Here is a 10,104-nt window from a genome sequence, read left to right on the forward strand (position 1 = left end):
TCTTTGCGTACCTCGCAGGTAACCATGTCTAATTCATCTCGTCGTACTTGGCTGAGTCTGTTGTCCGCAACGGCGCTGCTCACCTTGACTGCTTGCGGGTCAACCAAGCCAGAGCCTGCGCCTCTGGAGCGTCTGGCCGACTCTGCAGTGCGTGTCAACACAGTCTGGTCCAAACGCACAGGGGCGTTCTTCAGTGGAGCCAACGGCCCTGTCTCGCTGGCCGTGAACAAGGGTGTGGTGACTGTCGCCAACACCGACGGTGATGTGTTGGCTCTGAATGTTGCCAGCGGTCAGGAGGTGTGGCGCTTGCGTGCCGGATCTGAATTGACCGCAGCAGTCGGTGGTGATGGTCGGTACGCCGCCGTGGTGGACGTCAACAACGACCTGCGGGTGTTCGATCAAGGTAAGCCGGTTTGGACCGAACATTTGCCCGGGCGAGTGATCACCGCACCGTTTGTCGCCGGCGAGCGCGTTTTTGTACAGGCTGTCGATCGCAGTGTTCGTGCATACGACGTGCTCGATGGTCGGTGGCTATGGCAATACCAGCGTCCGGGGGGCGATGCGCTGGCCTTGGCTTCTCCCGGTGTAGTCGGGGCTTGGCGCGACACCCTTTTGGTGGGGCAGGGTGCAAGGTTGGTTGGGCTGGACCCTGTCAAGGGTGTGCCTCGTTTTGACCTGACCGTCGGTACACCGCGTGGCTCCAACGAGGTAGAGCGCTTGGCGGATCTGGTCGGTCCGCTCGCCCGTGCTGCAGACAATGATATTTGCGTGCGTGCTTTCCAATTGTCGGTTGCATGCGTGGACGTCAGCCGAGGTGGTCTGAAATGGACTCGTCCGCAGTCGGGTGTGCAAGCTGTGGCAGCCAGTACCTCCTTGGTTGTTGGGGCTGATGGTGCAGATCGACTGAGTGCTTGGAAGGCTGAGACCGGTGATATCGCTTGGCGAGTTGATCGTTTTACGCATCGTGGCCTGAGTGCGCCAGCTGTCGTTGGTGATCGTGTCGTGACGTTGGATAACGACGGGTACCTCCATGTTTTGGCTGCAGCCGATGGGCGTACCCTGACGCGCGTGGAGTTGGACAGTGGTGCCGCTGCGGCGCCCGTGGTGGTGAATCAAACCATCTTGGTGACGACGCGCAAAGGCACTGTGTACGCACTGCGTTTGAACTGAACTGTTTTTTTTGGACTGAAATGAAACCTGTCATTGCGCTGGTCGGACGACCCAACGTCGGCAAGTCGACGTTGTTCAATCGCCTGACCAAAAGCCGCGATGCGATCGTGGCTGATTACGCTGGCCTGACCCGCGACCGCCACTACGGTGAGGGCCGCATGGGCTCCCACGAATTCATCGCCATCGACACGGGCGGGTTTGAACCTGATTGCACGTCTGGCATCTTCAAGGAAATGGCCAAGCAGACACGCCAAGCTGTCGCTGAGGCCGATGCTGTGATTTTTGTCGTGGATGCACGAAGCGGCCTCTCCGCCCAAGACCACGACATCGCCCGTTATCTGCGCAGCACCGAAAAGAAGGTGCTGCTGGCGGCCAACAAGGCCGAGGGCATGAAGGACTCGCCGCATTTGGCTGAGTTCTATGAGTTGGGTATGGGTGAGCCGATTCCGGTGTCGTCTGCGCACGGGCAGGGCATTCGCAGCTTGCTCGACATGGCGTTAGAAGACTTCATCACCGAAGAGGATGAGGACGAACTGGATCTGGACGATCCCGAGCGGCCCATTCGCCTGGCGGTGGCTGGCCGTCCAAACGTCGGCAAGTCCACGCTGATCAACACATGGCTGGGTGAAGAGCGCTTGGTGGCGTTCGACATGCCTGGCACCACCCGCGACGCCATCACCGTCCCATTTGAGCGCGACGGCAAGATTTACGAGCTGATCGATACCGCCGGTTTGCGCCGCAAGGGCAAGGTGTTCGAGGCCATCGAGAAATTCTCGGTGGTCAAGACTCTGCAGGCGATCTCCGATGCCAATGTGGTCCTGCTGCTGGTTGACGCTACTCAAGGTGTGACCGAGCAGGACGCTCATATCGCCGGCTATGTGCTGGAGTCAGGCCGTGCTGTGGTCATCGCCATCAACAAATGGGATGCGGTGGACAGCTATCAGCGTGAGTTGCTGCAGCGCTCCATCGAACACCGCCTGTCTTTCCTGAAATTTGCACCGGTTCTGCACATTTCGGCAGTGAAGCGGCAAGGCCTGGGGCCTTTGTGGAAGGCCATCGGCGATGCCTGGAAGTCTGCCGCGTGCAAGATGTCTACGCCTGTGTTGACTCGTCTCCTGCAAGAGGCCGTTCAATTCCAGCAGCCCAAGCGGGCTGGTGCCTTCCGTCCCAAGTTGCGTTATGCGCACCAGGGTGGACAGAACCCGCCTGTGATCGTGATTCACGGCAACTCGTTGGAGCACGTCTCGGATGCTTACAAACGATTCCTGGAAAGCCGTTTCCGTGAGCATTTCAAGCTGACTGGAACGCCGTTGCGCATCGAGATGAAGTCGTCTGCGAATCCATTCGTGGACAAAGAATAATTCCCAACCGAGTATCTTCGGCGGGCGTATTGCCCGCTTTACTCACCGTGACGCTGCCTTGTCCCCGGTCGCTTTTCTGGGACTGTGTTAAGGTGGCAAGTCCGATTTTTTCAACACGGAGCATATCGTGAGCAACAAAGGTCAACTTCTGCAAGACCCTTTCCTGAACCTGCTGCGTCGTGAGCACGTACCAGTGTCGATTTACCTGGTCAACGGCATCAAGCTGCAAGGTCACATTGAGTCATTTGACCAGTACGTTGTCCTGCTGCGTAACACCGTGACCCAAATGGTTTACAAGCACGCCATCTCGACTGTTGTGCCAGGTCGCGCCGTGAACTTCCACGCGAACGAAGGCGAAGAAGGCTGATGCTTTTTTCGTTGCCTTGGCGCTTTTCTTTCAGTCTGCTCGAGTGTTGACAGACCTGTTCGATGTCCGTACAGAAACCGTCTGACAACCCTCGGGTTGTATTGGTCGGGGTCGATTTCGGCCCCGGTTCTCCTTTTGATCCCACACTGGATGAGTTGGCTTTGCTGGCGGAGTCTGCTGGGGATCAGCCAGTTGCCAAAGTCACCGCCAAACGTCGTGCGCCAGATGCGGCGTTGTTTGTGGGGTCAGGCAAAGCCGATGAGATCAAGTCCCTGGTGGACTTGTACCAAGCTCACGGCGTGTTGTTCGATCAAGCCTTGTCGCCCGCGCAGCAGCGCAACCTCGAGCGGCATCTGGGCATCGAAGTTCTCGATCGCACCGGCCTGATTCTTGAGATCTTTGGTGCGCGTGCGCGCAGCCATGAGGGGAAGTTGCAGGTCGAGTTGGCTCGGCTGCAGTACCTCTCCACCCGACTGGTTAGGCGCTGGTCTCACTTGGAGCGTCAGCGGGGTGGCGTCGGCCATCGGGGGGGGCCTGGGGAAACTCAGATCGAGCTCGATCGCCGGATGATCGATCAGAAGATCAAGTCGCTCAAAGAACAGCTTGCCAAGATCAAACGGCAGCGGCAGACCCAGAAGCGTTCTCGCGGCCGTACGGGTACCTTCCGTATTTCGTTGGTGGGCTACACCAATGCAGGCAAGTCCACGTTGTTCAACACGCTGACCAAGGCGGGCACCTATGCCGCCAATCAGTTGTTTGCGACCCTGGATACCACCACGCGCCAAATGTTTCTGGCGCAAGCTCAGAGAAGTGTCACTCTGTCGGACACAGTGGGGTTCATTCGTGACCTGCCTCACTCATTGGTGGAGTCTTTTGAGGCGACGCTGCTTGAGGCGGCGGAAGCTGATGTCCTCCTTCACGTTGTGGACGCGGCCAGTCCCGTGCTGCACGACCAGATCGAAGAAGTGCTTCGTGTGCTTGACAGCATTGGGGCAGGGAACCTTCCGCAGATTTTGGTATTCAATAAGTGCGATGCCCTGCCGGAGCACCAGCGGCCGCTGCACCAACGGGATGTGTACGAGCTGCCATCAGGGCGTCGATGCATCCGGATTTTTGTCAGCGCGCTGAAGGGCGACGGCCTGGATGTCTTGCGTGATGTGTTGGCCGAGGCTGCTGTGCATGGTTTGGATGGGGGAATTGGCGAGATGCCAAAGCGCGATCCCCGCTTCGACATGCACAATGCGCTCGACACCCATCACAACCCTGTTGATCATTCAGATTTAACGACCGATCGATCATGAACATGCAAACCAAGGAATCGGGCCGCGGGCCTGCATTGCACTTGAGCGCTGGGCTCCATGCAGTTGCGCTGGCGGCGCAATTGGCCTCCGGGGTCACCCGCCGGATGGTTTGGCTGGGTGGCAGCGCCCTCCGTCATGTCATGCCGGGGCTTGCTGGTGCTCAGCCGATCTACAACGGTCGACAAGAGGGGCCTCCCGATCTGGACGAGTTGTGGCGTGATTTCAATCGCAAGCTGAGCGGTGTGTTCTCGGGTAAGCCCGGTGGGGAGCCGAGTCCAAGCTACCAGGAGCCGAAAGGCGCAGGTGTCGGCGTTGGTTTGATCCTGGGCGTGGTCGGGTTGGTGTGGGCCGGTAGTGGCTTCTTCATCGTCCAGGAAGGTCAGCAGGCCGTTGTGATGTCGTTCGGACGCTTTAGCAACACGGTGGATGCCGGCTTCCAATGGCGCGCGCCTTATCCATTCCAAAGTCATGAGATCGTCAACTTGACGCAGTTGCGCTCGATTGATGTGGGCAGCAACTCGGTGATGCAGGCCACCGGTTTGCGTGACTCGTCCATGCTGACGCGCGACGAGAACATTGTCGACATTCGGTTTACCGTCCAATACCGACTCGCAGATGCGCGTCAATATCTGTTCGAGAACCGCAATTCCGATGAGGCGGTGCTGCAGGCATCCGAGTCAGCTGTGCGGGAAATTGTTGGCAACAGCACGATGGATTCCGTGTTGTACGAGCAGCGAGATGCCATCGCTGCGGAGTTGGTCAAGTCTATTCAGGCTCAGTTGAACAAACTGAAGGCCGGCGTCACGATTGCCAATGTGAACGTGCAAAGCGTTCAGGCGCCAGAGCAAGTGCAGGCTGCGTTTGACGATGCCTTCAAGGCTGGCGCCGACCGCGAGCGCTTGAAGAACGAGGGGCAAGCCTATGCCAACGAGGTGATTCCCAAGGCACAGGGGACCGCCGCTCGACTGCGTGAAGAAGCTGCTGGGTATGCTGCGCGTGTGGTCGCGCAAGCGGAAGGTGATTCGCAGCGCTTCAAGGCGGTGCTGGCTGAGTATCAAAAGGCGCCCGGCGTGACGCGTGATCGTCTGTACATCGACACCATGCAGCAGGTTTACAGCAATGTGACCAAGGTGATGGTGGACAGCCGCCAGGGCTCCAATTTGCTGTACCTCCCCCTGGACAAACTTATGCAGGTCGCCGGTGCTGGCAATGGCAACAGTGCTGCGCCTTCGAACGGCAGCGCACAAGCCCCTGCCTCAGCGCAAACCGCTGCATCCGAGCCTCAGTCTGCCAGTCCAGTCGCGGGGGCGGATCAGCGATCACGCGATGGTTTGCGTAATCGTGACCGTGATAGCCGTTGATCGCCCTCCAGCTAAGTCAAGGAATCTGACATGAACCGTATCGGTACCGTTCTGGCTGGCGTGCTGTTGGCCATCATCATCGCCTCGTCATCACTTTTTGTCGTGGATCAACGCCAGTTTGCGGTGGTGTACGCGCTGGGTGAAATCAAAGAGGTCATCAGTGCTCCGGGGCTGAAAGCCAAATTGCCGGCCCCACTTCAAAACGTCGTGTTTCTGGATCGGCGCATTCAGACGTTGGACAGCCCCGAGTCGCGCCCCATCTTCACGGCAGAGAAGAAAAGTCTGGTGATTGACTGGTTGGTCAAGTGGCGAATCACTGAACCGAAGCAGTTCATCCGCAACAACGGTGTAGATGTGCGAAACGCCGAGAACCGACTGGCACCAATCGTTCAGGCTGCCCTGAACGAAGAGGTGACCAAGCGGACCGTGGGTGCCATGTTGTCTGCCGAGCGCGAAAAGGTCATGCAAGGGGTGGTGCGACGTTTGGCTGATGACGCCAAGGCTTTTGGTATTGAAGTGGTCGATGTGCGCATCAAGCGCGTGGACTTTGCCGCAAACATCACCGAGTCTGTCTATCGACGTATGGAGTCCGAGCGCAAGCGTGTGGCCAATGAACTGCGCTCAACAGGCGGCGCAGACGGTGAAAAAATTCGTGCAGATGCGGATCGACAACGTGAAATCATCGTGGCCGAAGCCTATCGCGATGCGCAAAAGCTGAAGGGTGAGGGCGATGCCAAGGCGTCTGCCATCTACGCAGAAGCGTTTGGCAAGGACCCTCAATTTGCGCAGTTCTACCGTAGCTTGGAAGCCTATCGCTCCACGTTCCGCAGCAAGTCCGATGTCATGGTGCTGGACCCCAGCAGTGATTTCTTCAAGGCCATGCGTGGTAGTGGCGTGAGTGCGCCAGCTGCACCAGCGCGTAAGAAGTGATCAACGACGCATGACCGATGCGATGTGGATCGCGCTGGCATTGGTGCTGGTGCTGGAAGGCCTGATGCCAGCCATCAATCCCGCTGGCTGGCGCCGCATGTTTGAGCAGCTGCTCCAGGTGGATGATCAAAAAATCAGAATGATGGGTTTGATCAGCATGTCCGCTGGATTGGTGTTGCTTTGGTTGATCGAAGCGTTCTCCTGAGCCCTTCGTCACACTGAAGATGCTACCGGGGGTGTCCAATCAGGGTCATCCACCGGTAGAATCTCGGTTTTAACCCCCTCACGTTTTCTTATGTCGTCTGCTTGGCTGTTGCCAGAGCACATTGCTGACGTTTTGCCCGCGCAAGCTCGTCGCGTAGAAGAGTTGCGTCGTGTATGGCTGGATGCAGCTCGCAGCTACGGCTACGAACTGGTTATGCCGCCGCTTCTCGAGCACATCGAGTCGCTACTGTCTGGCACCGGTTCTGCGCTGGATCTCAAGACCTTTAAGTTGGTTGACCAATTGAGTGGTCGGACCTTGGGTGTGCGTGCGGACGCTACGCCGCAGGTCGCTCGCATTGATGCCCACCTTCTCAACCGCGAAAGCGTCACTCGGCTTTGCTACTGCGGCCCCGTGTTGCATACACGCCCGGCCAGCCCGCACGCCAGCCGCGAGCCTTTGCAGTTGGGTGCCGAGATCTATGGGCACGCTGGCCTGGAGGCTGACCTTGAAGCCGCCGAGTTGGCGATTGGTGGGTTGCAAGCCTCTGGATTGTCCGGCTTGGTCATGGATTTGGCCGATGTCCGTCTGGTTCAGGGCGTATTGGCGGGCTTGGGTGTTCAGGGACTGAGTAAGTCTCAGCACGAGGCACTGGTGTCGGCCTTGACCACAAAAGACGTAGGGAATCTCAGAGAGTTGGCTCTGCAATCGCCCTTGTGCGACGCGCCGCGTGCATCTGAGGTGCTGGTGGCGCTAACCACACTGTTTGGTGGGGATGAGGTCCTGGCACAAGCGCGTTCGGTCCTGCCTCGGCATGAGTTGATCGACGCTGCGCTGAACGATCTGGCTTGTTTGGCAGTTCAGCTTCGCGCCGCATGCGCTGATGTCACGATCGGCTTTGATCTGTCTGATCTGAGTGGCTATGCCTACTACAGCAGTACACGCTTTGCCATCTATGGGCACGACCATCCTGATGCGCTGGTCAGAGGTGGTCGTTACGACGAGGTTGGTGCGGTGTTTGGTCGTCGCAGGCCCGCTGCGGGGTTCAGTCTTGACCTGAAAATTTTGGCCGATGTGCTTGCAGGACGGGATGGCCTGGCCGCTCGCTCGGCGATCCGCGCGCCGTGGGGGAATGACCCCGAGTTGCGTCAGGCCGTGCGTGAATTGAGAACACAGGGTCACACCGTTGTGTGTGTGTTACCCGGACATGAACATGACGTCCAGGAGTTTGATTGCGACCGAGAGCTCGTGATCAATGATGGACGCTGGTCGGTGCGCGCGCTGTAAGCGCGCCCGGCTTACTTTTGCGAAACAGGAATTCGTCATGCAAAGCACTTCTGCGTCGGCTCGTGCCGGCAACGCATCCGCCCGCAACGTCGTGGTCGTCGGCACCCAGTGGGGTGACGAGGGCAAGGGCAAGGTTGTCGATTGGCTGACTGATCACGCTGCAGCGGTTGTTCGTTTCCAAGGTGGTCACAACGCTGGTCACACCTTGGTGATCAACGGCAAAAAGACTGCGCTTCAATTGATTCCGTCGGGCATCATGCGCGATGGCGTCGCCTGCTACATCGGTAACGGTGTGGTGGTTGATCCGACTCATTTGCTGTCCGAGATCAAGCGCTTGGAAGACGCTGGTTTGAACGTCCGCTCGCGTCTGTTCATCAGCGAGTCTTGTCCGTTGATCCTGCCGTTCCACGTTGAGGTGGACAAGGCCCGCGAGGCGCTTCGTGAAACCAGTGGCAGCGGCAAGATCGGTACCACCGGCAAGGGCATTGGCCCGGCATATGAAGACAAGGTTGCTCGCCGCGCCTTGCGCGTTCAGGATCTGAAGCACCCTGATCGCTTTGCTGCCAAGCTCCAGGAACTGCTGGCCTTGCACAACTTTGCGCTGCAGGGTTATCTCAAGGCCGATGCCCTGGAGTTCCAGCCCATCTTCGACCAAGCCATGGCATGCGCGAAGGAAATTCTGCCCATGTTGGCGGACGTGGGCGTCAAGATCCACGGGCATAACGTTGATGGCGGTAGCGTTCTTTTTGAAGGCGCTCAAGGTACGCTGCTGGACATCGATCACGGCACCTATCCTTATGTGACGTCGAGCAACTGTGTCGCTGGCAATGCCGCTGCAGGGTCTGGTGTGGGCCCGGACAAGCTTCACTACATCTTGGGTATCACCAAGGCTTACACCACGCGGGTGGGCAGCGGCCCGTTCCCAACCGAACTGGACTGGGACACCCCAGGCACAGTGGGTTATCACCTGTCGACGGTTGGTCAGGAGCGTGGCACGGTGACGGGGCGCGCGCGTCGTTGCGGCTGGCTGGATGCTGCAGCGTTGAAGCGCTCGGTGCTGATCAACGGTGTCTCTGGTTTGTGCATCACCAAGTTGGACGTGCTGGATGGTCTGGATGAGATCAAGGTCTGTACCGGCTACATGCTGCGTGGTGAGCGCATCGACATCCTCCCGTTGGATGCCGATGACATCATCGCTTGTGAGCCCATTTACGAGAGCTTCCCTGGCTGGGAAGGCACGACATTTGGGATCACGGAGTGGGACAAGCTGCCAGAAAATGCCCGCGCTTACCTGAAGCGTGTGGAAGCGTTCATTGGTGCGCCCATCGACATGGTGTCGACCGGCCCTGATCGCGATCACACCATTTTGCTGCGTCACCCGTACAAGGGCTGAGCCGGCTGATTCCCAACATTAGAAGCGACAACGCAAAAAGGAATATTCATGCTCACCGATGATGGCAAACACCTGTATGTCTCCTGGGAGGAGTATCACCAGTTGATCGAGCGCCTGGCGCTCAAGGTGCACGCTTCCGGCTGGGAATTCGATCAGATTCTGTGCCTGGCCCGCGGTGGTCTGCGTCCGGGTGATGTGCTGTCCCGCATTTTCGATAAGCCACTGGGGATCATGTCCACCAGTTCTTATCGCGATGAGGGCGGTACGTTGCAGGGGCGTTTGGACATGGCGAAGTACATCACCATGCCCAAGGGGGAGTTGGCCGGGCGCGTGTTGTTGGTCGATGATTTGGCTGACTCGGGTGTCACGCTGCAAGCCGTGGTTGATCGCCTGCGCAGCATGCCAGCCATTACGGAGTTGCGCTCTGCGGTGATCTGGGTGAAGGGCGTCTCTTGCTATACGCCTGAGTACTTTGTCGAAGCGCTGCCGACCAGCCCCTGGATCCATCAGCCATTCGAAGAGTACGACGCGCTGCGTCCCGATGCGCTGCGCAAGCGTTACGAAGTTTGAGGCTAGCGCTCTGAATTCCTAAAAAAGCAGCTTTGAGCTGCTTTTTTTTGTTGCCGACAACGCCTCTGCAACAGGTGACTGAAATGAGAAAAGCCGGCTGATGTTTCCATCAGCCGGCTTGCTCATTTGGTGCCCAGGAGAGGACTCGAACCTCCACGGAGT

10 protein-coding genes are annotated in these 10,104 nt (G+C 58.3%); all 10 read left to right on the forward strand.

The genetic code is table 11. The annotated features are described in order from the left end of the window. Positions 1-24: 24 nt before the first annotated feature. The 10 genes from ACOYNB_RS08345 to ACOYNB_RS08390 all read left to right on the forward strand — a co-directional run bounded on the left by ACOYNB_RS08345 (position 25) and on the right by ACOYNB_RS08390 (position 9,942). Complete coding sequence (locus ACOYNB_RS08345; RefSeq protein ID WP_422838636.1) at positions 25-1,170, forward strand: PQQ-binding-like beta-propeller repeat protein; 1,146 nt, start codon at positions 25-27, stop codon at positions 1,168-1,170. Positions 1,171-1,190: 20 nt separating this feature from the next. Then, positions 1,191-2,531: a ribosome biogenesis GTPase Der gene (gene der / locus ACOYNB_RS08350; protein ID WP_422838637.1), complete on the forward strand. Its 1,341-nt coding sequence runs from the start codon at positions 1,191-1,193 to the stop codon at positions 2,529-2,531. Positions 2,532-2,658: 127 nt separating this feature from the next. Then, entirely contained in the window at positions 2,659-2,898 is a 240-nt protein-coding gene (gene hfq, locus ACOYNB_RS08355; protein WP_058086182.1) for an RNA chaperone Hfq, read from the forward strand. Between the two features lie 62 nt (positions 2,899-2,960). Then, positions 2,961-4,199 (forward strand): GTPase HflX, encoded by a 1,239-nt coding sequence (gene hflX, locus ACOYNB_RS08360; protein WP_422838638.1) that lies wholly within the window; start codon positions 2,961-2,963, stop codon positions 4,197-4,199. 140 nt (positions 4,200-4,339) lie between these two features. Further along, a complete protein-coding gene (hflK, locus tag ACOYNB_RS08365) occupies positions 4,340-5,560 on the forward strand; it encodes an FtsH protease activity modulator HflK (protein ID WP_422838648.1) in 1,221 nt (406 codons plus the stop codon). A 30-nt stretch (positions 5,561-5,590) separates the two neighbouring features. Next, complete coding sequence (gene hflC / locus ACOYNB_RS08370; RefSeq protein WP_422838639.1) at positions 5,591-6,490, forward strand: protease modulator HflC; 900 nt, start codon at positions 5,591-5,593, stop codon at positions 6,488-6,490. Between the two features lie 10 nt (positions 6,491-6,500). Next, positions 6,501-6,695, forward strand: coding sequence for a DUF2065 domain-containing protein (locus tag ACOYNB_RS08375; protein WP_422838640.1), 195 nt, complete (start codon positions 6,501-6,503; stop codon positions 6,693-6,695). A gap of 90 nt (positions 6,696-6,785) precedes the next feature. Further along, complete coding sequence (locus ACOYNB_RS08380; RefSeq protein ID WP_422838641.1) at positions 6,786-7,979, forward strand: ATP phosphoribosyltransferase regulatory subunit; 1,194 nt, start codon at positions 6,786-6,788, stop codon at positions 7,977-7,979. A 37-nt stretch (positions 7,980-8,016) separates the two neighbouring features. Continuing rightward, positions 8,017-9,372 (forward strand): adenylosuccinate synthase, encoded by a 1,356-nt coding sequence (locus ACOYNB_RS08385; RefSeq protein ID WP_422838642.1) that lies wholly within the window; start codon positions 8,017-8,019, stop codon positions 9,370-9,372. Between the two features lie 48 nt (positions 9,373-9,420). Next, on the forward strand, positions 9,421-9,942 hold the full coding sequence (locus tag ACOYNB_RS08390; protein WP_374255337.1) for a phosphoribosyltransferase: 522 nt from the start codon (positions 9,421-9,423) through the stop codon (positions 9,940-9,942). Positions 9,943-10,104 lie beyond the last annotated feature (162 nt).

Origin of the sequence: Aquabacterium sp. (assembly GCF_049317225.1) — a bacterium.
Lineage (GTDB): Bacteria > Pseudomonadota > Gammaproteobacteria > Burkholderiales > Burkholderiaceae_C > Aquabacterium.

What these genes read in the sequence shown, in the direction of transcription:
- der (WP_422838637.1), top strand. Translation starts at nt 1,191, where the DNA reads ATGAAACCTGTCATTGCGCTGGTCGGACGACCCAACGTCGGCAAGTCG.
- ACOYNB_RS08390 (WP_374255337.1), top strand. Translation starts at nt 9,421, where the DNA reads ATGCTCACCGATGATGGCAAACACCTGTATGTCTCCTGGGAGGAGTAT.
- ACOYNB_RS08380 (WP_422838641.1), top strand. Translation starts at nt 6,786, where the DNA reads ATGTCGTCTGCTTGGCTGTTGCCAGAGCACATTGCTGACGTTTTGCCC.
- ACOYNB_RS08385 (WP_422838642.1), top strand. Translation starts at nt 8,017, where the DNA reads ATGCAAAGCACTTCTGCGTCGGCTCGTGCCGGCAACGCATCCGCCCGC.
- ACOYNB_RS08345 (WP_422838636.1), top strand. Translation starts at nt 25, where the DNA reads ATGTCTAATTCATCTCGTCGTACTTGGCTGAGTCTGTTGTCCGCAACG.
- hflK (WP_422838648.1), top strand. Translation starts at nt 4,340, where the DNA reads ATGCCGGGGCTTGCTGGTGCTCAGCCGATCTACAACGGTCGACAAGAG.
- ACOYNB_RS08375 (WP_422838640.1), top strand. Translation starts at nt 6,501, where the DNA reads ATGACCGATGCGATGTGGATCGCGCTGGCATTGGTGCTGGTGCTGGAA.
- hflX (WP_422838638.1), top strand. Translation starts at nt 2,961, where the DNA reads ATGTCCGTACAGAAACCGTCTGACAACCCTCGGGTTGTATTGGTCGGG.
- hflC (WP_422838639.1), top strand. Translation starts at nt 5,591, where the DNA reads ATGAACCGTATCGGTACCGTTCTGGCTGGCGTGCTGTTGGCCATCATC.